The sequence below is a fragment of the Priestia sp. D3YE.R1 genome, from assembly GCF_049199565.1.
Taxonomy (GTDB): domain Bacteria; phylum Bacillota; class Bacilli; order Bacillales; family Bacillaceae_H; genus Priestia; species Priestia aryabhattai.
Window position 1 is genome coordinate 349,661 of the sequence record NZ_JBLTHW010000002.1, and the last position, 20,856, is coordinate 370,516.

25 protein-coding genes, 1 pseudogene and 2 riboswitches are annotated in these 20,856 nt (G+C 37.1%); of the genes and pseudogenes, 19 read left to right on the forward strand and 7 right to left on the reverse strand.

Annotated elements, in window-relative coordinates:
• Positions 1-13: 13 nt before the first annotated feature.
• The 3 genes from bluB (at position 14) to ACOZIR_RS14055 (ending at position 2,220) form a co-directional block, all read left to right on the forward strand.
• Positions 14-667: a 5,6-dimethylbenzimidazole synthase gene (gene bluB, locus ACOZIR_RS14045; protein WP_013055676.1), complete on the forward strand. Its 654-nt coding sequence runs from the start codon at positions 14-16 to the stop codon at positions 665-667.
• A gap of 168 nt (positions 668-835) precedes the next feature.
• Positions 836-1,870, forward strand: a complete 1,035-nt coding sequence (locus tag ACOZIR_RS14050; protein ID WP_310878225.1) for an AI-2E family transporter — start codon at positions 836-838, stop codon at positions 1,868-1,870.
• A 110-nt stretch (positions 1,871-1,980) separates the two neighbouring features.
• On the forward strand, positions 1,981-2,220 hold the full coding sequence (locus ACOZIR_RS14055) for a hypothetical protein (RefSeq protein ID WP_237758484.1): 240 nt from the start codon (positions 1,981-1,983) through the stop codon (positions 2,218-2,220).
• Here ACOZIR_RS14055 and ACOZIR_RS14060 read toward each other — a convergent pair.
• Entirely contained in the window at positions 2,153-3,049 is an 897-nt protein-coding gene (locus tag ACOZIR_RS14060) for a LysR family transcriptional regulator (protein WP_045293226.1), read from the reverse strand. The two genes, ACOZIR_RS14055 and ACOZIR_RS14060, sit on opposite strands and share 68 nt — an antisense overlap.
• A gap of 160 nt (positions 3,050-3,209) precedes the next feature.
• Here ACOZIR_RS14060 and ACOZIR_RS14065 point away from each other — a divergent pair, with 160 nt between their 5' ends.
• The 3 genes from ACOZIR_RS14065 to ACOZIR_RS14075 all read left to right on the forward strand — a co-directional run bounded on the left by ACOZIR_RS14065 (position 3,210) and on the right by ACOZIR_RS14075 (position 7,299).
• A complete protein-coding gene (locus ACOZIR_RS14065) occupies positions 3,210-4,190 on the forward strand; it encodes a zinc-binding dehydrogenase (protein ID WP_045293224.1) in 981 nt (326 codons plus the stop codon).
• Between the two features lie 235 nt (positions 4,191-4,425).
• Positions 4,426-4,992 (forward strand): DedA family protein, encoded by a 567-nt coding sequence (locus ACOZIR_RS14070; RefSeq protein ID WP_237758482.1) that lies wholly within the window; start codon positions 4,426-4,428, stop codon positions 4,990-4,992.
• A gap of 59 nt (positions 4,993-5,051) precedes the next feature.
• Positions 5,052-5,153, reverse strand: a riboswitch (guanidine-I (ykkC/yxkD leader).
• 211 nt (positions 5,154-5,364) lie between these two features.
• Positions 5,365-5,466, forward strand: a riboswitch (purine riboswitch).
• 504 nt (positions 5,467-5,970) lie between these two features.
• The gene (locus ACOZIR_RS14075; RefSeq protein ID WP_045293221.1) at positions 5,971-7,299 is read left to right on the forward strand and encodes an amidohydrolase family protein; all 1,329 of its coding nucleotides are present in this window, start codon (positions 5,971-5,973) and stop codon (positions 7,297-7,299) included.
• A gap of 47 nt (positions 7,300-7,346) precedes the next feature.
• Here ACOZIR_RS14075 and ACOZIR_RS14080 read toward each other — a convergent pair whose 3' ends face one another.
• A complete protein-coding gene (locus tag ACOZIR_RS14080; protein ID WP_013055689.1) occupies positions 7,347-7,544 on the reverse strand; it encodes a cold-shock protein in 198 nt (65 codons plus the stop codon).
• A gap of 422 nt (positions 7,545-7,966) precedes the next feature.
• Here ACOZIR_RS14080 and ACOZIR_RS14085 point away from each other — a divergent pair, with 422 nt between their 5' ends.
• The 10 genes and pseudogenes from ACOZIR_RS14085 (at position 7,967) to ACOZIR_RS14130 (ending at position 14,752) form a co-directional block, all read left to right on the forward strand.
• Entirely contained in the window at positions 7,967-8,599 is a 633-nt protein-coding gene (locus tag ACOZIR_RS14085; RefSeq protein WP_045293219.1) for an NAD(P)-dependent oxidoreductase, read from the forward strand.
• A gap of 174 nt (positions 8,600-8,773) precedes the next feature.
• Positions 8,774-9,760, forward strand: coding sequence for a Gfo/Idh/MocA family protein (locus ACOZIR_RS14090; protein WP_045293217.1), 987 nt, complete (start codon positions 8,774-8,776; stop codon positions 9,758-9,760).
• Positions 9,761-10,246: 486 nt separating this feature from the next.
• On the forward strand, positions 10,247-10,789 hold the full coding sequence (locus tag ACOZIR_RS14095) for a peroxiredoxin (RefSeq protein ID WP_014461319.1): 543 nt from the start codon (positions 10,247-10,249) through the stop codon (positions 10,787-10,789).
• A gap of 119 nt (positions 10,790-10,908) precedes the next feature.
• Entirely contained in the window at positions 10,909-11,352 is a 444-nt protein-coding gene (locus tag ACOZIR_RS14100; RefSeq protein WP_013055693.1) for a TlpA family protein disulfide reductase, read from the forward strand.
• A gap of 143 nt (positions 11,353-11,495) precedes the next feature.
• Positions 11,496-11,630, forward strand: coding sequence for a hypothetical protein (locus tag ACOZIR_RS14105; protein WP_421535637.1), 135 nt, complete (start codon positions 11,496-11,498; stop codon positions 11,628-11,630).
• Positions 11,631-11,873: 243 nt separating this feature from the next.
• Positions 11,874-12,485, forward strand: a complete 612-nt coding sequence (locus ACOZIR_RS14110) for a sigma-70 family RNA polymerase sigma factor (protein WP_310878224.1) — start codon at positions 11,874-11,876, stop codon at positions 12,483-12,485.
• A complete protein-coding gene (locus tag ACOZIR_RS14115; protein WP_013055696.1) occupies positions 12,478-12,624 on the forward strand; it encodes a YvrJ family protein in 147 nt (48 codons plus the stop codon). Before ACOZIR_RS14110 ends, ACOZIR_RS14115 begins: the two co-directional genes overlap by 8 nt.
• A 4-nt stretch (positions 12,625-12,628) precedes the next feature.
• A complete protein-coding gene (locus ACOZIR_RS14120) occupies positions 12,629-12,856 on the forward strand; it encodes a helix-turn-helix domain-containing protein (protein WP_225519208.1) in 228 nt (75 codons plus the stop codon).
• 376 nt (positions 12,857-13,232) lie between these two features.
• A complete protein-coding gene (locus ACOZIR_RS14125; protein WP_045293215.1) occupies positions 13,233-13,628 on the forward strand; it encodes a LytS/YhcK type 5TM receptor domain-containing protein in 396 nt (131 codons plus the stop codon).
• Between the two features lie 597 nt (positions 13,629-14,225).
• Positions 14,226-14,752, forward strand: a pseudogene (locus ACOZIR_RS14130) (diguanylate cyclase).
• Positions 14,753-14,780: 28 nt separating this feature from the next.
• Here the strand turns inward: ACOZIR_RS14130 and ACOZIR_RS14135 are convergent.
• The 5 genes from ACOZIR_RS14135 to ACOZIR_RS14155 all read right to left on the reverse strand — a co-directional run bounded on the left by ACOZIR_RS14135 (position 14,781) and on the right by ACOZIR_RS14155 (position 17,056).
• The gene (locus ACOZIR_RS14135; RefSeq protein ID WP_013055701.1) at positions 14,781-14,954 is read right to left on the reverse strand and encodes a twin-arginine translocase TatA/TatE family subunit; all 174 of its coding nucleotides are present in this window, start codon (positions 14,952-14,954) and stop codon (positions 14,781-14,783) included.
• Between the two features lie 73 nt (positions 14,955-15,027).
• Positions 15,028-15,342, reverse strand: a complete 315-nt coding sequence (locus tag ACOZIR_RS14140) for a DMT family transporter (protein WP_013055702.1) — start codon at positions 15,340-15,342, stop codon at positions 15,028-15,030.
• Position 15,343: 1 nt separating this feature from the next.
• On the reverse strand, positions 15,344-15,685 hold the full coding sequence (gene sugE / locus ACOZIR_RS14145) for a quaternary ammonium compound efflux SMR transporter SugE (protein ID WP_045293214.1): 342 nt from the start codon (positions 15,683-15,685) through the stop codon (positions 15,344-15,346).
• A 42-nt stretch (positions 15,686-15,727) separates the two neighbouring features.
• Complete coding sequence (locus ACOZIR_RS14150; protein WP_045293212.1) at positions 15,728-16,318, reverse strand: TetR/AcrR family transcriptional regulator; 591 nt, start codon at positions 16,316-16,318, stop codon at positions 15,728-15,730.
• Positions 16,319-16,402: 84 nt separating this feature from the next.
• The gene (locus ACOZIR_RS14155) at positions 16,403-17,056 is read right to left on the reverse strand and encodes a hypothetical protein (RefSeq protein WP_045293210.1); all 654 of its coding nucleotides are present in this window, start codon (positions 17,054-17,056) and stop codon (positions 16,403-16,405) included.
• A 908-nt stretch (positions 17,057-17,964) separates the two neighbouring features.
• Between ACOZIR_RS14155 and pgsB the strand changes: the two genes are divergently transcribed.
• From pgsB to ACOZIR_RS14170, 3 genes are read left to right on the forward strand one after another with little or no spacing between them, the layout of a single operon-like run.
• Positions 17,965-19,146: a poly-gamma-glutamate synthase PgsB gene (pgsB, locus tag ACOZIR_RS14160; protein WP_014461310.1), complete on the forward strand. Its 1,182-nt coding sequence runs from the start codon at positions 17,965-17,967 to the stop codon at positions 19,144-19,146.
• Positions 19,147-19,162: 16 nt separating this feature from the next.
• Positions 19,163-19,612, forward strand: coding sequence for a poly-gamma-glutamate biosynthesis protein PgsC (pgsC, locus tag ACOZIR_RS14165; protein ID WP_013055707.1), 450 nt, complete (start codon positions 19,163-19,165; stop codon positions 19,610-19,612).
• Between the two features lie 40 nt (positions 19,613-19,652).
• Positions 19,653-20,849 (forward strand): CapA family protein, encoded by a 1,197-nt coding sequence (locus ACOZIR_RS14170; RefSeq protein ID WP_045293209.1) that lies wholly within the window; start codon positions 19,653-19,655, stop codon positions 20,847-20,849.
• Positions 20,850-20,856: the final 7 nt, after the last annotated feature.

Consider the following 20,856-nt stretch of genomic DNA (forward strand, 5'->3'; position numbering starts at 1 on the left):
GAGGTTGAAAAAGATGAACTCGTTTACAAACGACGAAAAGCAAGCGGTATACAAAGCGATTTACGGAAGAAGAGATGTACGAACATTTTTGTCTGATGAGATTCCTAATGAAACGGTTTATAACATTTTACAGGCTGCTCACAGCGGGCCTTCCGTCGGGTTTATGCAGCCTTGGAATTTTATATTAGTATCTGATACAGAAGTGAAAAATAAACTTGCCTGGGCAGCGGATAAAGAGAGAAGAGCACTGGCTATTCATTATGAAGGTGAAAAGAAAGAAGATTTTTTAGAGCTAAAAATTCAAGGATTAAAAGAAGCGCCGTTAACTATTTGCGTAACGTGTGATCCAACAAGAGGTGGCTCTCATGTTCTCGGAAGAAACTCAATTCCAGAAACCGATATGATGTCCACTGCATGTGCGATTCAAAATATGTGGCTTGCTTCATATGCAGAAGGACTGGCAATGGGGTGGGTAAGTTTTTATAAGAAAAATGATGTGCGCGACATTTTACATATTCCTCCTCATATTGATCCTGTAGCGCTCATGTCAATTGGCTATACAGATAAATACCCTGAGAAACCAATCTTAGAACAAGCTAACTGGGAAAAAAGAAGGGATTTAGACAAGCTAATTTATCATAACGTATGGGAAAACGAAAAAGAATAGCGAAGAAAAAATAAAGACATACTAAAAAGCGCCGAAATATAGTAAAATTTGAATATTAAATGATACACTATATATAGCGAAAACGGATATGAGCGTCTAGCGTATCCGTTTTATTTATATGTATACAAATGACTTGGGAAAAAGAGAGATAGGAGAATTGAAGGTTTCATGAATATTGCAAGAAGTTGGCTTCACAACAAACTTACTGTTCGCATCATTACGCTTATTATCATTACAGTTTTACTTGTCAGCATTAGAAGTATGCTTCAGCTGCTGTTATTTACGTTTATTTTTACCTTTTTAATTGGTCGTTTTCAACAAACGTTAAGAAGAAAGCTTCCGCTTAATTCAACGCTTATACTCATCGTCATCTATATCGCACTGATTGGGGCCCTCGGTATTGTAGGATATGTATATATCCCGGTTATTATGACGCAAGTTACCGAGCTTGTACAGAAGCTGATGTATTTTTACAAGCATCCCCCTGATAATACATTCGTCACCTATATTATCGATAATCTAAAGAGATTCAAATCACCAGAAAATATTCAGCAGAATATTGATTTAGTATACAGCTATTTATCCAATATTGGAAAAGTAAGTGCACAAGTTTTCTTAGCACTCTTGTTAAGCTTATTCTTTTTACTTGAAAAGTCGCGGATTCACCGATTATTTGTCCAGTTGGAACAATCTAGGCTGGGCTGGTTTTTTCAAGAAGCTGGCTATTTGGGAAGAAAATTTGTTAATTCCTTCGGCAAGGTAATAGAAGTTCAGTTTATTATCGCTTTTGTGAACAGCATTTTATCCGTTATTGCGCTGTGGGTGTTAGGGTTTCCTAATTTGCTTGCACTTGGCGTTATGGTCTTTCTACTAGGGCTAGTGCCGGTTCTTGGAGTATTTGTTTCACTCATTCCGCTTTGTACAATCGCTTACAGTTTAGGAGGCGGTGTAAAAGTACTATCTGTATTAATTATGGTGGTAGTACTTCACGCACTTGAAAGCTATGTATTAAATCCAAAGCTTATGTCATCTAAAACCAATTTGCCAACGTTCATTACGTTTATCATTTTAGTATTTGGTGAACATTTCTTGGGCGTATGGGGGCTGATCCTTGGTATTCCTATTTTTATTTTCTTTTTAGATTTAGTAGGAGTAGATTCAGCACAGCAACTGTCAAAAAAAGAAGAGACTGGAACAAAATGATTTTAGACGAGGTGAAAGACGAACCACTAATCAAGATGTTTGATTAGTGGTTCGTTTTTTTTTTTGCTATGGTGAACGGAGGTTTCATCTGTTTTCGTTCCTTCTAGCAGTTGATTGGAGGGCAAGGCAAAGACTCCTGCGGGAAAAGCGGAACAGGTGAGACCCCGCAGGAGCGTAAGCGACGAGGAGGCTCAGCGGCCGCCCGCGGAAAGCGAAGCCTTGCATGGAAATCAACTGCGGTGTCACAAGCGGTTCCGCTCATGTTATCCTATTTGTTCGTCTTTAGAATGGATTCATGTCGTTATTTCTCAACCTCTTCTTTTTTAACGAGCGTATCGTTTTTTGAATGACTGGATGATCTCGATGCTTAAGTTTATAAGCAAGAAAGATCTGATTTTTTACCGCTAAATGTTCAAGTTCGATTTTCACCTTTTTTTCTCGGAGCGCTTCTTGAATCAAATAGCGGGGAAGCAGGCTGATTCCCATGTGATGCTGAATGGCTTTTAACACCGTTTGAAGATTTGGAAGCACATGATGAGGCTGAATTTCAGGCCGTTTTTTAAAATGCTGCCGCCAAAAACGCCTAATAATAGGAAGTTCAAGGCCATAGCTAATCCACCGCTGATTGTATAAAAAATCCTCTATGTCTTCACTGGGTGTCATTTCAAAAGAAGGAGGGACAGTTAAGACAAACTCTTCTTCTTCAATGACCGTATATTCGACTCCTGGTATTTGCAATCTTTGGGTTGTAATAGCAATATCAATTTCGTCGTTTTGTATCTTTTCCAGTAAAACAGAAGCAATACCAAACTGGCTGTAGCAGCGGATACCTGCATCTTTTATTCTTTCTAAAGCTTGTTCCGTAAAATACTCTACGGGAGAACCAATTTTTACGACTGGCAGCGCGTCGGGAGATGATGCGCTCATTTTTAATTGGAGTGAAGCAGCTTCTAGACTTTCAATTAACGGGACAATACGCGTGTACAGTTCTTTGCCTTTTTCAGTTGGAATCATCTTTCTCGGTGCCCGGATAAATAAATCTTCGCCTATTTCAGCTTCTAAAGCAGCTAAGTGCTGACTCATGGCCGGCTGCGTTAAGATCCTTGCTCTGGCCGCTTCAGAGACGGATCGATATTTATAAATGCTAATAAAGCTGCGGTACCATTCAAAATCAATCATTTACGCTACCCTTTCTTATAAATTTATTTATGGATATCTAATTATTTTCTAATTTGTATTATAGACAAGTTCTCTTTAAAATAAAAATAGTAAGCAAATCATTTTTAGATAAAATAATAAAAGCACCGCTAGCTAAATGATTTAAAAGGAGAGTTAAACTATGAAAGCATTATTATTGCAAGATAAAAATAAATGGACAGAAATGAAAGTAGAAGAAGTGGAAAAACCTCTTCCGAATAAAGGAGAAGTAGTAGTTGAAGTTCACGCAGTGGGGCTTAATCCAGTTGATTATAAAACGGCTATTAACGGAAACCCTCATTGGACATATCCTCACATTCTAGGTTTAGATGTAGCTGGGACAATTGATGAAATTGGAGAAGGAGTAGTTGACTGGAAAAAAGGAGACCGCGTTGTCTATCACGGGGACTTTATGAAAAAAGGCGGATATGCTGAATATGCGGTTACAACTGCTCATTCAATTTCGCGCATTCCTGATGCTGTTACATTTGAAGAAGCTGCTGCTTTACCTACTGCAGGTTACACGGCGTATGAAGCACTATTTCGTAAACTTCCAATGAACCATATTCAAACCATTTTAATTCACGGAGGAGCTGGAGGCGTAGGCGGCTTTGGCGTGCAGCTTGCTAAAAACGCTGGAAAAATCGTTTTCTCAACAGCTTCAGCACATAACCATGAATATGTGAAGTCGTTAGGAGCTGATTATGTAATTGATTATCGCGAGGAAAACGTCGTAGAAAAAGTATTGGAGCTGACAAATGGCCGCGGCGTAGATGCTGTGCTTGACACGGTGAGCGCAAAGAACGCAACTGATTCTTTAGATATGATTGCCTATAGAGGACATTTAGCACATATTGCTGGTGCACCTGATTATACAAAAGTAAAGCCTTTTACAAAGGTGATTTCTTATCATGAAGTAGCTTTAAATGCTGCACACCACATCGATGACATGATTGCACAAGCGGATTTAGCAAAAATGGGCGATGAGCTTTTAGCATTAGTAGCAGAGAAGAAAGTAGCTCCGATGATTGAGCGCATCATCTCGTTAAAAGAAGTGCCAAGTGCATTAGAAGAGCTTTCAAAACGCCATGTGAAAGGGAAAATTATTGCTAAAATTAAATGATAGCAAGACAGAAAAGACTCTTTTATTACAACTAATAAAAGAGTTTTTTTCTGCTATTTTCTTTTTTTGCATTACTTCATTTATGAACTGCATATGATAGAAGATAATCAAATATAGCAAACGGGTGCGTATGAGCTTTTTTTACTAGTAAAATTGCTTTGAAATCGTGAAATTTTGAATAGTTTGAGTTATGATGAAAGAACGTGAAATTTGTATGATTGAAAGGAGAAAAAAGGTGCAAGGGTTTATTGATTTTGTACAAAATTTAGGCATAGTGGGCATCTTTATTGCTACAGCAATCGAAGCTGCGGCAATTCCTTTTCCGTGTACGTTATCGATTTTGCTCATTGGCTCGGTGCTGCAGCTTTCAATATGGAAAATCCTTATTGTTTCAGCTGTCAATACCGTTATTTATATCGCATTCAACTATATTCCGTTCGTTATGGGATACAGGTTTGAATCTATTACCAAGCGCTGGTTTGGTGAAAAAAATATAAAGCGTGCCCAAAAATGGTTTCATAAATATGGAAAATGGAGTATTACGATTTCTCGTCCCATCAGTATCGCAAACTATATAACCTATTTGGCAGGCCTTAGTAAAATCAAATCTAGGGACTTTGTTTTATACAGCACCTTAGGTATTTTTCCGTGGTTTGTTTTTTTGCTCTATGTAGGAGGACTTGGAGATATTGAAAAAATCCAAAAATATTTGCATGATGTTGATCGTTTAATATTTGTTATTCTTATACTGGGAGTAATGGTGGGTGCAGGCTGGTGGATGAAAAAGAGAAAAAGTACATAAAAAAGGACCGGCCTAAATAAGCACTTCCTTAAAAAGAAAAGCCTGAGAGAATGATGTCATTCTCCCAGGCTTTTATCCTTCCGTGTATACGGACCGTTCCGTACGCTCTCTCTCGGACCAGCCTTTAACATGTGTTAAACGGAACCCTAGATCGCTTTTTGTCTTCAACAGAGTGAAGACCTTTATAGATAATGCAAGTAGTTCGAAGTATAAGCAGAATTATAGGAAGATGCAACTACTGTGTTAGATAGTTTAACAAACTTTTTTGAAAAGTAAACTTTTGTAAAAGGCGAACTATATATAATTTTATTGAAAAGATTATTCGTTTATAGTTGACTTGTAGAAAGACCTATAGTATATTTGTAGACAAGAAAAAGCTAAATACGGTTCACTCATATATGTTTGAGAATATGGCTCAGACGTTTCTACCTTATCACCGTAAATGATAGGACTATGAGTAAAAAGTGAATCTAGGTTCCCATTTTTACGTTAGTAGAAAGTTTGGTCCAAGCGATTCACATATTCATTTTTGAAAAGAAGTGGATATGACACCGAAGGGATAAAAGCCCAGGCGGGTAGGTTTTTGCTCATTGTATTTGAGAGACCTGCCTTTGTTTGGGCTTTTTCTTATGTGTCTATTTACAGTATGAGCGAGTGATGGAAGTTTCTTGTTTGTATCTGCATTGCTTTCTGGGGAGAATAGCGATGCAAAGCATGAAATCACTCACTGAAGCTTTATCTGTAAGCCCTCATTTAACCATGGGAAGTACATTCTATCTATTTTCTAGCATTTTTTCTTTGATGAGCAGCGTGGGGACGCTGCTCTTTTTTTGTTCTTGCTTTTTTCTCTGTAAATAAAGGTCTCTAAAGAGAAGGTGATTTGCGAAATTTGGCGAATTAATGCTTTAAACAATAAATGATAGAGAAGATAAAGCGGTCTATGAAAAATGAAGAAGTTGAAAAATTGAGGAGGGAATTATGTTGCTTCACTTAATTAATGTTCGTTTGCCAATTATGCACGATCACGCTCTTTTTGAAGTGAAAATTTCAAATGGAATGTATACTTCTATCGTTTTACAAAACGGTTATCTTGAAGGTGACGAGTTTTTTCCGCTGCACGCGGCCGTGTTAGGAAAAGAAAGCTCACTTGATGCACAGGGTCGTGTGCTATTACCAGGATTTGTAGATATGCATATGCATTTAGACAAAGCTCATTCGCTTCCTCAAGTGCCCAATCTATCTGGAACTCTTCAAGAAGCCATCAAAAACTACAGCAGCAGCCTGCCTGCATTTCCAGAAGAAGAAATTAAGCAGCGAATGTTAAAAACTGCTTTGCAGGCATTAGCTAACGGTACGACTACGATTCGAACGCATATTGATTTTGACTGCAGCATGGAAGAAGATAGTTTATTTCGAAGTTTACAAGCGGCTGTCGAAGTGAGAGATGAATTAAACCCGTATATGGACGTGCAGGTTGTTCCGCTATTCTCTAACCTAGACATTGATGATATGCATAAGATGAATAAAATTGAACGAGCATTCGATCTTGAAATTGATGCGATTGGAGGCTGTCCTCATTTAGCTAGAAATCCAGAAAAAGAGATTGATGCTCTGTTTTCGCTCGCTCAAGCCTATAATAAACCTCTTGACTTACATGTGGATGAAAGCGATGATCCGTCTGTTGATACAATAATTAATATTGCTCATAGAACAATTGAATTGAATATGGAAGGAAAAGTGGTAGTGGGGCATCTTTGTTCGCTTGCAGGAATGAAGGATGCAAAAGTGAAAGAAATCTTAAACCTTTTGAAACAGGCTAAAATTGGAGTTGTCACATTACCTGCTTCTAATTTATATTTACAGGGAAGAGAAGATAAAGGAATTGTAAGACGAGGCGTAACGCGTATTCGCGACATACAAAAAGCAGCGATTCCGATTGCTACTGCATCTGATAACGTGAACGACCCCTTTCATCCGTTTGGAAAAGCAGACTTGCTGCAAGTAGGGTTACTAACTGCCTATGCTGCACATATGGGAAGTCCGGATGATCAGCGGCAGTTGCTCCGAATGATTACAAGTATACCAGCCCGGCTGATTGGAAAAGAAAAGTATGGAGTGGAAGAAGGAAACGAAGCAAACTTTGTTCTATTAAATGTGCAGTCTGTACAGGAAATATGGACTGAACTTCCTGAAACTCGCTTTGTTTTCAACAAGCATCGCTGGCTTAGCGTAAAAGAGACGCATCAGCGGCTTGCTGATACGAACTTGACTAATCTTTGGCAGGAAAATCAAATTTTAATTGGTTAAATAGACATAAAAAGAAGCTGTCACTAAAGTGACAGCTTCTTAATCAATTACTTTTGAACGTTAGCAGCTTGTGGTCCACGAGCTCCATCTTCGATTTCAAATGTAACTTCTTGACCTTCTTCAAGTGATTTGAAACCTTCGCCTTGGATAGCTGAGAAGTGTACGAATACGTCGTCTTGTCCTTCTACTTCGATGAATCCAAAACCTTTTTCTGCATTAAACCATTTTACTTTACCTTGTACCATTGTAGTACCTCCTGTGTGGAAAATCCACGAATATATTACTATCTCTGCTCAATTTCAATAAGAATCACTTTAAAGAAAGTCTTTCTATTTGTTAACACCGAACAAGAAATAATATACCTAGTATAACACTTTTTTATAAAAAAGAAACCTTTTTTCATAAAAAAGTACTCTGAGATAAAAATAAGTTGAAAATATGGATATATTTTGAAATAGTAAATAAGCTATTGTTTTGTGGATTTTTTAGCGATCCCTAAAATCTTTTATCTCGTAAAAAAATGAATAGTGAGGTTGACAAATTGAATAGTGTGTAACTATAATGGTTACAACGAGCCGAAAAGAAATAGCAGTGCTATAAAAGCTCAATTTTTTTGTGCTATGTGTAACTATTGTGGTTACAACTAAAATAAAAGGAGAGAATAAAAATGAAAATTGGCGTTATTGGAGCAACAGGAAAAGCAGGTCAATTAATTATGGAAGAAGCAAAACAGAGAGGACATGAAGTAACAGCCATTGTTCGAAATGCTTCTAAACTAAAAAATCAAACAAACGTAATTGAAAAAGATATTTTTGTCATTACTTCAAAAGACATTGAACAGTTCGATGCTGTGGTAGACGCATTTAATGCACCTCCCGGAAGTGAACAGATGCACGTTGAGTCTATACAATCACTTATTAAAGCATTTCAAGGTGTTCAAACGCGACTCGCAGTAGTGGGCGGAGCAGGAAGTTTATTTGTAGATGCAGAAAAAACAACGCCTTTAATGAGCACAGAAGGTTTTCCAGCAGCTTATTATCCAACGGCTTCAAATATGGGCAAAGGTTTAAAAGAACTAGAAAAATCAACTATAGATTGGACTTATTTAAGCCCAGCCGCTTTTTTTGACCCAGAAGGTGCTCGCACTGGAGCCTATCAATTAGGAAAAGATCACGTGATCACAAATAGTCAAAATGAAAGCTATATTAGCTATGCTGATTATGCGATTGCTTTAATAGATGAGTTAGAGAATAAAAACTATGTAAACGAACGTTTTGCTGTAGTGGGTGAGAAAGCATAAGCTTACGTTTGAGTCATATAAAAAAACAGCTTACATTTGTTGTGAGCTGTTTTTTTTATATAGAACAAAATAGATATAAAGCAATGGAAAATGGTATAGATTTTTTATTATTTCTTCGTTTTTCTTTTTAAAAACGATACAATACAACATAGATGATAAAAAGGAGATGAAAAGATGATTCGTTTTGGCGTAATAGGAACAAACTGGATAACAGATCGACTGTTAGAATCAGCTCAGTATGTAGACGACTTTCAGCTTGCAGCCGTTTATTCTCGAACCATTGAAAAAGCAGAAGAATTTGCAGGTAAATATGATATTCCTCATATATTTACTGATTTAGAGGAAATGGCAGCGAGTGCTGAAATTGATGCAGTGTATATTGCTACTCCAAATGCTTATCATGCGGAACAGGCTATCTTATTTTTGAAAAATAACAAGCATGTACTGTGTGAAAAACCGCTCGCAGCCAATGCAGCAGAAGTAACTCGCATGATTCAAGCAGCCAAGAATCACAATGTATTACTAATGGAAGCGATGAAATCAACACTTCTTCCTAACTTCAACGTGATTCAAGAGAACTTACATAAAATTGGTCCAATTCGGAAATACGTGGCATCTTACTGTCAGTATTCTTCTCGTTACGATAAATACAAAGAAGGTATCGTGCTTAATGCCTTTAAGCCAGAGCTTGCCAACGGTTCACTGATGGATTTAGGTGTATATTGTCTGTATCCTCTGATTACGTTGTTTGGAGCGCCTCATAAAATAAAGGCAACGGCATTTATGCTAGAATCTGGAGTAGATGGAGAAGGATCAGTTGCTTTAGAGTACGAAGATCGCGACGCGGTCATCATGTATTCTAAAATTACAAATTCGCATTTACCAAGTGAAATTCAAGGAGAAAAAGGCAGTATGATTATTGACAAAATACATACCGCTGAAAAGGTAGAAATTCGATACAATGACGGACAGGTAGAAGAGTTAACGGTCGATCAGCCTTATCCTGCTATGTACTATGAAATAAATGAATTCGTAGAGCTGTTAAAGCAAGGAAAGATGGAATCGGACACAAATTCTTATGAAAATTCATATCTAACAATGCACGTGATGGATAAAGTGCGAGAGCAAATCGGTCTTGTATATCCAAATGATAAGAAATAAATAAAAGAGGCTGAGACAAAAATAGTTTAGTTGAAGGAAGATCCGAACGAGCTTGATTCTTGATGGAGAATCAAGCTTGTTCGGATTTTTTTATGGTTACGTCTCATTCTCTTTTATTGTGATTATAAAGAGCATAATTGAGATTCGACATCTTGCTGCAGCATACTTTAAAAGCAAATATGTTGAAATAAGGGAAGTTTTTTAGTATCTTCTATCTTTATTCATCCCTGCATACATAGGATTAATCAAGGAAAAGAATAAAAAAGAGTGGAAAACATTCGATAATTAATCCTAGATTAAAATGATTATAAAAAAGTATTGACTATAATAATAGCTCGTGTATAATAAAGAATGTAATCAATAGTCATTACTAGTTTGTAATAATACTAATAATCGTTATCAAATAGAAGGTGTCATTGATTGCATTAAAAATAATACATACAAGCATAAGCTTGTGAAATACATCGTACAAGGAGAGATTTTGACATGGCAGAACGTATGGTAGGAAAACAAGCACCACGCTTCGAAATGGAAGCTGTACTTGCAAATAAGGAATTTGGAAAAGTAAGTTTAGAAGAAAATATGAAAAACGGTAAATGGACAGTATTGTTCTTCTATCCAATGGATTTTACATTCGTATGTCCGACAGAAATTACAGCGCTATCAGATCACTACGAAGAGTTTGAAGATCTAGATGCTGAAGTGGTAGGTGTTTCTACAGATACAATTCATACTCACTTAGCTTGGATTAACACAGATCGTAAAGATAATGGACTTGGAGATTTGAATTATCCATTAGCTGCAGATCCAACTCATGCAGTAGCACGTGATTACGGCGTGTTAATTGAAGAAGAAGGCGTAGCGCTTCGCGGATTATTTATTATTAATCCAGAAGGTGAATTACAATACGCAGTTGTAAATCATAACAACATCGGCCGCAGCGTAGAAGAAACATTACGTGTACTTCAAGCTCTTCAAACTGGCGGACTTTGCCCAGCTAACTGGAAACCAGGTCAAAAAACACTTTAATAAATAGCGGTGGAGTAGAGGCGAAATTCCTCTACTGCTGCCATTAAAATAGAAAAGATAGTTTTCTAACTATAAAATACAGAATATTCAGTTTAATTAATGTAGAGGAGGATTTTAACATGAAATTACGTGAACAAATGCCTGAATTAACTGGAGCAACATCTTGGATTAACGACGAAGTAACAAAGGAAGATTTAGTAGGTGATAAAGCAACGCTTATTCACTTTTGGTCAGTAAGCTGCCATTTATGTAAAGAAGCAATGCCTGAAGTTAATGATCTTCGTGATGAGTATGATGATCAATTGAATGTTGTAGCGGTTCATATGCCTCGTTCGGAAGATGATTTAGATATGGGTGTTATTGAGGCAATGGCAATGGGACACGATATTACTCAGCCAATTTACGTAGACAGTGAGCATAAGTTAACAGACGCTTTTGAAAATAAATATGTACCAGCATATTATGTATTTGATAAAGAAGGTCAGCTTCGTCATTTTCAAGCGGGTGGAAATGGAATGCCGATGCTTCGCAAACGTATCAACCGCGTTTTAGGAGAAGAATAATCTATACATGAAGAAATAAAAAGGCCCTAGATAAAATATTTTAGCCGAAGTGAAAAACGAACCACTGATCAACATGTTTGATTGGTGGTTCGTTTTTTTGTTATGCAGAACGTAGATTGCATCTGTTTCGTTCCTTCTAGCAGTTGATTGGAGGGCAAGGCGAAGACTCCTGCGGGAAAAGCGGAATAGGCGAGACCCCGCAGGAGCGCCAGCGACGAGGAGGCTCAGCGGCCGCCCGCGGAAAGCGACGCCTTGCACGGAAATCAACTGCGGTGTAATAAGCAGTCCAGCTCATGTATCCTATTTGTTCGTCTTTAGATTGGATCCATTTCGTTATGTCTCAATCTCTTTTTTTATTTTTACTGAGTCGTTTTAATTATTAATGAGTATTTCATCACATTGACATAAAAAACCTAATATAGTTAAATTTATATAAGAACAAACGTTCGTTTTTGGTGTTGTTATTTTACTCTTTTCTCCCTTTTTAATAAGTATAAGAAAAAAAGGAGGAGATTTGCACAATGACTCAGCTCTATTCGCAGCAAGAAAAGCGGCACGACAAAGAATGCATCTTTCATACATTTCTTACAAACCACAGCGCAACTCTTCAGACTCATATAATGAATACATTTTTGACACCAGAACGCTACGAGCGATTACAAAAAGCGGTCGTTAAAAATGATACAAAAGAACAAAGACTTCTAAACAAAGAATTTCATCAGTTTTATAGCGAAGTTAGATTGCTTCATTATATTAACAAGCTTTGCAGCCATTATTCCAGAGATGTTATGCGTGTAAAAGAAAAAGAGCGTTCGTATATTCCTCTTCGCCTGCAGCAGCCTGCTGCGCTAGATGGAAATCGAACAGTTGAAGATATGCTAGGAGTACAGGACGGAGCTGTATGGGAGCATGAATTTTTAGGAAATCAACTTGAAAATCGTATTCTTCATCATGCATTTCGCCAATTAACGGCCAAGCAGCAGTGTATGCTGCACTTGATTATTGTTGAACGCTGGACTCATAAAGAAATCGCTGCTTATTTTTCTATTTCTCAGCAAGCGGTTTCTAACCATTACCAACGTGCGCTAGGCAAGTTAAAAAAAATTATGAAGGTGAGTGATAGATATGTTTGATCCTCAGTGGCTTCAACTTGTTGGAAACGTAGGGTTTCCCGCTGTCCTTTCTTTTTATTTATTACTGCGTGTAGAAAACAATATAAAGCGACTTGAAGAAAAAGTGGAAGAATTAACAACTGACTTAAGAAAGAAGTGAAGAAATGGAAACTCTATATGAGCTTGTAAATAAAGTGAAAGCTGGAGATGAAGAGGCGTCAAGGCGTTTACTAAAAAAGCTGGAACCAAAACTAAATAAAGCTGTCCAAAGTTTTTCGCTGCATGAGAGAGAAGACGTAAAGCAGGATTTAAAGATTAAAATTCTTTCCGCTGTTAAAATGTTTGATTTTTCCAAAACGCCAGGGCTTTGGGAATTTTTACGCCATAAATAAAAAAGAGCGCTCGTTGTATCGACGCTCTTTTTTTATTTTTGTTGCAGTTCGACTACTTACCTTTCAGGGGAAAGTACAAAAAATAGAAAATGGATAAATATTTTAAAAAAGGTAAAAGGTGATGTGTACAAATAGAGTTTAGCAGTATACTAACAAGTAGAATTTCTTGTATAAAAGGAAGGTAATCGCTCTTTATATAGTGAGGATTGTCGGCAGCAAACAGAGTATAGAAGAGTTTTACTTAATGAAGGAAAAAATAGTGCTGTTCGATAAATCAAACAATACTACTTATAAAAAAGCGGCCGTAAATAATATGTAAGCTAAGAAGCCTATTGTTTTTTGTTTTAGCTTTTGGAAAGAGGTGAAGAAGAATAGATTGAGTCAACTTCTCTTTAATATCACATTAATTATTTCTTTCATGTTTGCTGCAAGTATAGTTCGAGAGCAAATCATTTATAGAGTAGAAGGAATAAAACGGTATAAAATGTATTGCTTAATTTCTTACGGACTATTAGGCAGCATTTTAATGATATATACAATTCAAATAGATTCTACTATGATTCTGGACCTTCGCTTTTTAGCGGTGACAATTGTTTGTCTTTATGCAGGAATGGTACCGGCTATCATTGCAGCTTGTATTATAGGGATAATGCGTTTGCTTTTGTTTGGAATTACGGCAAGCGGAATAATAGGTGCTGCTACAATTATCGTAATGGCTTTGCTGTCTGGATGGACGGTTCGCTTACCTTATCGTCCATTTATTCGTTTTTAATTAATGAATTTTATGAGCTGGCTTTGCGTATTTTTCTCATTATCCTTTCTTTTTAAAGATATCAAGCACGCTGCTACAATTATCATCTATTTACTGCCTGCTTCTTGTATAGGTGGGTGTTTAGTATATCTGGTAGGTAGGTATATATATGTATCTCGAGTAACGACAAATCAGCATAAAAACCTGTCTAAAATGTTTTCGGTTATGGTTCAAAATGCAAAGACAGGCACCATGATTGAAACGCCAGAGCGCGAAGTAGCCGTTATTAATCAAACTTTTTGTGACATGTTTGATATACCCGGTTTTCCTAAACAATACGTTGGACTGGAAAGTAATCAGCTGTTTTTACCTCACGCTCCTATGTTGAAAGATCCTGCTAGGTTTTTAAAAACGGTAGAAAGCACCGTCTATTCAAAAGAGTCAATAGTAGATGAAGAAATTACCTTTATCAAGGGTAAAATTTATGCGCGTGACTACATTCCAATCTATGAAGGTCATGTGTATATTGGCCACTATTGGGAATATCGAGATATTACGGAGAAAAAGAAGGCTGAGTGTGATCTTCGCAAAGCCAATAAAAAGCTTGAAATGCTGTCCATGAAAGATGGCCTAACAGGTCTGAACAACCGCCGATCTCTTGATAAACAGCTGGAAATGGAGTGGAAATACGCACGGAAAGAAAAAGAGCCTCTTTCTTTTCTTTTATTTGATATTGATTATTTTAAAGCGTATAACGATACCTATGGCCATATTCAAGGAGACGAATGCTTAAAAGAAGTAGCGAAGATCGCTAAAAGCATTGTCTTTGACGAATCGGCTTTTGTCGCAAGATACGGAGGAGAAGAGTTTGGTATATTGCTTCCTCGAGCTAATCAATATGAAGCGATAAAATGGCAGAAGCTATTAGACAGCAAGTGGAGGAGCGTGGAATTGTCCACCAGGCTTCTGAAGTGTTTAAGTGTGTCACAATCAGCGTTGGAATAATGACAGTCGTTCCATCCGAAAACATACAGCCCATTTCAATTGTTCATCAAGCAGATCAGGCTTTATATGAAGCAAAGCGTACGGGTCGAAATCAAATTTCAGTATATTCTCACCACAAAGAAGCTGACTCAAACGTTTGAGTCAGCTTTTAAAAGAGATATAAGCCTCTTATTTAGGAGGGGCTTTTTCTTTTTCGTCTTCTTCCATAATTCCTTTTGTAGCGTTTTTAAACTCTTTTAACGTTTTTCCAGCAGCTTTGCCTAATTCCGGCAGTTTCTTTGGACCAAAAAGCAATAGAGCGACAAATACAATTAAGGCAATTTCTCCAAACCCAAGGTTCATTGTCATCGTCTCCTATTTTTTGAAAGTGTTTACAAGTTTAGTATAGCACGAAAAGAGGGGAAGTAGTACACCCTTATCCGGTGATTTTAAGGCCGATTACACCTGCTACAATACAAAAAATAAATAGAATTCGACGCATATCTTTTGCTTCGCGAAAGAAAAGCATGCCAAGAAGTACGCTTCCGGCAGCTCCTACTCCCGTCCATATACCGTAAGCTGTTCCAAGAGGTATTTCCTTTAACGCTAAGGAGAGAAAATAAAAACTTCCTGCACCGAAAAGGATAAATCCAATCGAAGGAAACAATCGCTTAAATCCATCTGAAAGTTTCAAGAAAATTACAAATCCCACTTCGCAAAAACCGGCAGCTATTAATGCAATCCAAGCCATGTTAAGATTCCTCTCTTTCTGTTCCTTCAGTAGAAATTAACTTTAAACCGATGATTCCAAAGATCATTAATCCTAAAAATAAAATCTTTCCAATATTTGCACCTTCGTCTAAAACGGTCATTCCTAGTATCGCTGTGCCAGCAGCTCCTATACCAGTGAACACTGCATAAGCTGTTCCGACAGCAATTTGTTTTAAGGCATTTGAAAAGAAATAAAAGCTGATGACAATTGTGACGATCGTAATGATTGTTGGAGTTAATTCAGTAAATCCGTGTGAATATTTTAAGCCGATTGCCCATACAATCTCGAGTAAACCAGCGATAATAAGATAAATCCATGCCATTTTAATTCCTCCTTGCATAATAATAAGCCCTTTTTACAGGGCCTATTTAGCACGTATGCCTTCCCAAAATATTGTCCAAGCATCGTGGATTTTTTGGTCATAATACTCTGGTTCATAATAAAAGCGCTGAATGAACAGTCCGTCGGTTAAACAATAAAAGCTATTGATATACAAATCAATGGGACGTTCAATTATTTCGCCTTCAGCCATTCCCTGTGTAAAAATAGCATGCAGGATTTGATCAGACAATCGTTCGCTTCTTAAGAAAATAGCTTTTACTTCCGACTGCAAATGTTCAGGCGGAAACAAAATAAGACGACGGTACATCTGGCCAAAAGAATCTTTTTCAATCATCGTGCAGAAATCTACAACAAAGCAGTAAAGCTGTTCTTTAGCAGACTTTGTTTTATGCTGTTCGTATATAACAGATAACTTTGTTAAAAATAAATTCATTAAATCATGCACGGTTAGTAAAAATAAGTCGTCTTTGTTCTTAAAATGAGCGTACAGGGAAGGTTTTTTTATGCCTACTTTTGATGAAATATCAGCAAGCGATGTTTCTGTATAGCCTTTCTTTCCAAAGAGCTCCATTGCTGCAGCTCTAATTTTTTCTACAGTTGATAATTCACTCAAAAAAAGCTCCTCCTCAATCTAACTAACGGTCGTTAGGTAAAAGATATCAAATATAAAAAAAAGAAGCAAGGAAATCGCTTCTTTTTAATGTATTTTCACTAAATGACGCTGAGTTAAAAATAAAGAGAAGATAAAAATAAGCTCAAACGTATTTGTTACGGCTGTGCTTGGTATAGGAATTGACACGGCACTTCCTACAATCATCACGGCTACTCCAATCATCATGCTGCTCCACCTGGTCTTGCGAAATAAGGAAATTCCAACAAAAAGCAAAATAATCGCCACAATGAGAACCATAAGAGGGGGACCGGATGATCCCACTAATGTATAGCGAACAATGCCATATTCACGTATAACTTCCATACGCTGAGTAATCGTCTCGATTATTTCATAGCTAATTAAGGCAAACGTAGTCAGCAAAAAAAGAATGCCGGCAACAGGTTTTTTAGCCCATGTAATCGTCGAGTATTTCGCTACGCCATACGCAAAGAGCACCAAAGTAGGAGTAAATAAAGCGTGAAACCAAAAGCGAAGCATGCTGAGTGAACGTAAAGTATCGCCTTCACCGATAAATGAACCAATCCCAATCATTATATTATCGTAAATTAGTCCAGCTATTACTAAAGGAAGAAAAAGCATGTAAAACGGCGAAGTGTTTTTTCTTACTACATATATGCTAAAGAAAAACAGGACAATATAGCAAAACGAAAATAGAAAATAAAGGATTGTATCAACCATTGTTTTCCTCCTTTTGATGATACTTCTTCTTTTTATGATAACATCATATGCCAAAAAAGTGAGAAATCATGCATTTTTATAGGCAATCTTATCGGACGAAAGCTGCCTTTATCGGTAGAAAGATTCAGAAAATATTGAAATAAAAATAGGAAAAGAGGCCATAGTCAAGCGATTTAGATTTACTGAATTGAATATTAAATAAAGGAAATCTATAAAACAACAACAAAAGAACTAGACGCATATGGAGGCTAAATACTTATATAATTAGAAAAAAATATTTAATGTCCTTTCTATTTAAGTAAGTTAAATGTAAGCATAAAATGGTAAGTAAATGTATTTTTCTTACTTTTATATCTATCTATCATCCTTACAAGTACGGTTGTTAGACAAATACAATTGGTATATCCATAAAAAGGAATTAATGGGATAAAATATTTTTTATTCTACCTTTATATTACAAAACGTTTTCTAAAGTTAAGAAATTTTTAATTACGTAATATTTCCGTGTGTTAATTGTAAGAGTGGTGTATAAAATATTCCTGTTGTTATGGTAAAAAAAGGTATAGATGGGATTTTTCTAGGTAAATAAACTTTAGACCTATTCTGTGAATTTTAAATAAAACGATGAGTTTTTAATTCTGTAAATAGACAATCGGAATTGTAAGAATATATAACATTTGAGCTATTGACCACTAATGAGCGCAGATGATAGTTTTAGAGCTGTTGAAATTGGTACTCGAGTCCATTTTTCAAAGCAGGTGTTTTAGCAGCATGCTAGCGCTGTTAATTGATTAGCTCCCATACATATATAAAGGGAGTGAAACTATGAAATCGTATATCTATCATTATGAATCAAAAGCGTTCATAACGTATCCAACAGGAGAAGTTTGGAAGGAGAAGAATGAAACATGATCTTAATTATCCTATGCTGCCTATTTTTAGTAGGGTATGGCGTTTGGGAGTATCGCAGACATTTACGCAAGCTGCATTCAATTCCTGTACGAGTGAATGTTAATGGTATTCGCGGAAAATCCACTGTTACACGATTGATTACAGGTATTGTAAAAGAAGCAGGTTACAAAACAGTAGGGAAAACGACAGGAACACAAGCGCGTATGATCTACTGGCATACAAGTGAAGAAGAACCAATTATTCGTCGTAAAGAAGGTCCGAACATTGGAGAACAGCGACGAGTGGTAAATGAAGTTGCCGATATTGGCGCGGAAGCTCTTATTTGTGAATGTATGGCGGTACAGCCTGATTATCAAATCACATTCCAAAATCAGCTGATTCAAGCCAAGGTAGGCGTTATTGTAAACGTACTAGAAGATCACATGGATGTAATGGGTCCAACTCTAGATGAAGTTGCTCAAGCGTTCACTGCTACTATTCCTTATGATGGCCACCTTGTTACAATTGAAGGTCCATATTTGGAATACTATAAAAAAATAGCTGCAGAGCGCAACACAAAGGTGATTGTAGCTGACAATGATAAAGTATCTGAAGCGTATTTACGCGAATTTGATTATATGGTTTTCCCTGATAATGCTTCCATCGGTTTAGCAGTAGCAGAAGCACTTGGTATCGATGCTGAAACAGCGATGAGAGGAATGTTAAATGCTCAGCCTGATCCAGGAGCTATGAGAATTACAACGTTTGGCGATGAAAAAAATCCAGCATTTTTAGTAAATGGATTTGCTGCCAACGACGCTTCTTCCACGCTTCGTATTTGGGAACGTGTAGATTCAATGAACTATAGTGAAAAGCTTCCTATTGTCATTATGAACTGCCGTCCGGACCGTGTAGATCGCACGGAGCAATTTGCTGAAGATGTAATGCCATACATTGAAGCGGACGTAATGATTGCAATTGGTCAGACGACCTCACCAATCGCTGCTGCACACCAAAGAGGCGAATTGCCAACAAAAGAATTCTGGGATATGGAAGGCGCTTCTACAGAAGAAATTTTAGAGCGCATGAAGCCTTATTTAAAAGATCGTATTGTATACGGTGTAGGAAATATCCACGGTTCAGCCGAGCCGCTTGTTGAAGCTATTATTGAAATGAAAAAGATGAGAAAAGCAGTTTAATCTAGGAGGCCATTTCATGTTCGGATCAGATTTATATATTGCCCTTGTGTTAGGGGTTACACTAAGCTTAATTTTTACAGAAAAAACGGGCGTATTGCCAGCCGGTCTTATCGTACCAGGGTATTTAGCTCTTGTATTTGATCAGCCAATTACCATTTTAATGATTTTCTTAATTAGTATTTTAACGTACGTTATCGTCGTGTACGGAATCTCAAAAGTAGTTATTTTATATGGACGTCGCAAATTTACAGCGATGTTAATTACGGGTATTGTGATTAAAGTTGCATTTGATTATTTCTTCCCGATCTTGCCGTTTGAAGTGTTTGAATTACGCGGAATTGGTATCATTGTACCGGGCTTAATTGCAAATACAATGCAAAAGCAAGGTCTTCCTTTAACAGTTGGAACAACGGTTTTATTAAGTGGTGTAACATTTGGAATTATGCAAGTTTATTATTTATTTTAATACACAAACAAACCGCAGCTGGTAAAGGAAGGTGAAAGCGTTGAAAGAGAAAAAATTAAACTTTCAAGAAAAAGTATTGATGTTTATAAAGAAAACAAAGCCTACAACAGGCAAGCAAGCTCTTATCTTAACGCCAATTTTAATCGTAATTTTAGCTCTTTCAGGATGGATGGAGCGTTCGGATGCTCTTGAGAACCCTGAGACGGCTAATCCAGAGGCCAATAATGATTTAACGATGACTATGGTCGGAGACATTATGATGGGTCGCCATGTAAGAGAAGTAACTGAACGCTACGGAGAAGATTTTGTATTCCGCAACGTGGAGCCGTTCTTTAAAAATTCGGATTACGTAAGCGGGAACTACGAAACGCCGATTTTAACAAACGACGTAGATTCATATAAAGCAATGGAAAAAGGTATTCATTTATATAGTAAGCCTGCTGATCTAGCGACCGTTAAAAATGCAGGTTTCGACGTATTAAACTTAGCGAACAACCATTCAATGGACTACAGTGCAAAAGGGTTAGAAGATACGATCTCTACTTTTGAAGCAAACAAATTAGATTTTGTTGGTGCTGGCCGTAACTCTGAAGAAGCAAAGCATATTTCGTATAAAGATGCTGACGGCATCCGCATTGCAACCGTAGGCTTTACGGATGTATATTCAGACGGAATGTCGGCTGGAAAAAACAACCCAGGTATTTTAAAAGCAGATCCGGATCTTATTTTCAGCACGATTCAGCAAGCGAAAGCAAATGCTGATTTAGTTGTAGTAAATGCCCACTGGGGTGAGGAATACGATGCACAGCCAAGTCCTCGTCAAGAAGGACTAGCAAAAGCGATGGTAGACGCTGGTGCGGACATTATCATCGGTCACCATCCGCACGTTCTACAGTCATATGACGTATATAAAGGTTCGGTTATTTTCTATAGCTTAGGAAACTTTATTTTTGACCAAGGGTGGTCAAGTACGAAAAATACAGCGATGGTTCAGTATCATTTAAACAAGCAGGGCCAAGCTAAAATTGATGTTATTCCAATGGTTATTAAAGCAGGTACACCAACCCCAACAGATAACCCTTGGCGCATGAAGCGTATTTATAACGATTTAAACAAGTTTTCTTCAAACCCTGAACTGTTAGAAAAAGAACGAAACAAGTTTGAATTAAACTTAGATCATTCTCGCATTATAAAACATGCAGAGGAACGCAAAAAGAAAGAAGCACAAGCTAACTAATAGCCCG

Bases quoted from the DNA above. Each gene is read 5' to 3' on its own strand.
- ACOZIR_RS14135 (WP_013055701.1), bottom strand. From the start codon at position 14,954: ATGAACCTTGGGTTTGGAGAAATTGCCTTAATTGTATTTGTCGCTCTA.
- ACOZIR_RS14050 (WP_310878225.1), top strand. From the start codon at position 836: ATGAATATTGCAAGAAGTTGGCTTCACAACAAACTTACTGTTCGCATC.
- ACOZIR_RS14115 (WP_013055696.1), top strand. From the start codon at position 12,478: ATGTTTGATCCTCAGTGGCTTCAACTTGTTGGAAACGTAGGGTTTCCC.
- ACOZIR_RS14065 (WP_045293224.1), top strand. From the start codon at position 3,210: ATGAAAGCATTATTATTGCAAGATAAAAATAAATGGACAGAAATGAAA.
- ACOZIR_RS14090 (WP_045293217.1), top strand. From the start codon at position 8,774: ATGATTCGTTTTGGCGTAATAGGAACAAACTGGATAACAGATCGACTG.
- pgsC (WP_013055707.1), top strand. From the start codon at position 19,163: ATGTTCGGATCAGATTTATATATTGCCCTTGTGTTAGGGGTTACACTA.
- sugE (WP_045293214.1), bottom strand. From the start codon at position 15,685: ATGGCATGGATTTATCTTATTATCGCTGGTTTACTCGAGATTGTATGG.
- ACOZIR_RS14060 (WP_045293226.1), bottom strand. From the start codon at position 3,049: ATGATTGATTTTGAATGGTACCGCAGCTTTATTAGCATTTATAAATAT.
- ACOZIR_RS14120 (WP_225519208.1), top strand. From the start codon at position 12,629: ATGGAAACTCTATATGAGCTTGTAAATAAAGTGAAAGCTGGAGATGAA.
- ACOZIR_RS14155 (WP_045293210.1), bottom strand. From the start codon at position 17,056: ATGGTTGATACAATCCTTTATTTTCTATTTTCGTTTTGCTATATTGTC.
- bluB (WP_013055676.1), top strand. From the start codon at position 14: ATGAACTCGTTTACAAACGACGAAAAGCAAGCGGTATACAAAGCGATT.
- ACOZIR_RS14110 (WP_310878224.1), top strand. From the start codon at position 11,874: ATGACTCAGCTCTATTCGCAGCAAGAAAAGCGGCACGACAAAGAATGC.
- pgsB (WP_014461310.1), top strand. From the start codon at position 17,965: ATGATCTTAATTATCCTATGCTGCCTATTTTTAGTAGGGTATGGCGTT.
- ACOZIR_RS14140 (WP_013055702.1), bottom strand. From the start codon at position 15,342: ATGGCTTGGATTGCATTAATAGCTGCCGGTTTTTGCGAAGTGGGATTT.
- ACOZIR_RS14100 (WP_013055693.1), top strand. From the start codon at position 10,909: ATGAAATTACGTGAACAAATGCCTGAATTAACTGGAGCAACATCTTGG.
- ACOZIR_RS14085 (WP_045293219.1), top strand. From the start codon at position 7,967: ATGAAAATTGGCGTTATTGGAGCAACAGGAAAAGCAGGTCAATTAATT.
- ACOZIR_RS14095 (WP_014461319.1), top strand. From the start codon at position 10,247: ATGGCAGAACGTATGGTAGGAAAACAAGCACCACGCTTCGAAATGGAA.
- ACOZIR_RS14080 (WP_013055689.1), bottom strand. From the start codon at position 7,544: ATGGTACAAGGTAAAGTAAAATGGTTTAATGCAGAAAAAGGTTTTGGA.
- ACOZIR_RS14075 (WP_045293221.1), top strand. From the start codon at position 5,971: ATGTTGCTTCACTTAATTAATGTTCGTTTGCCAATTATGCACGATCAC.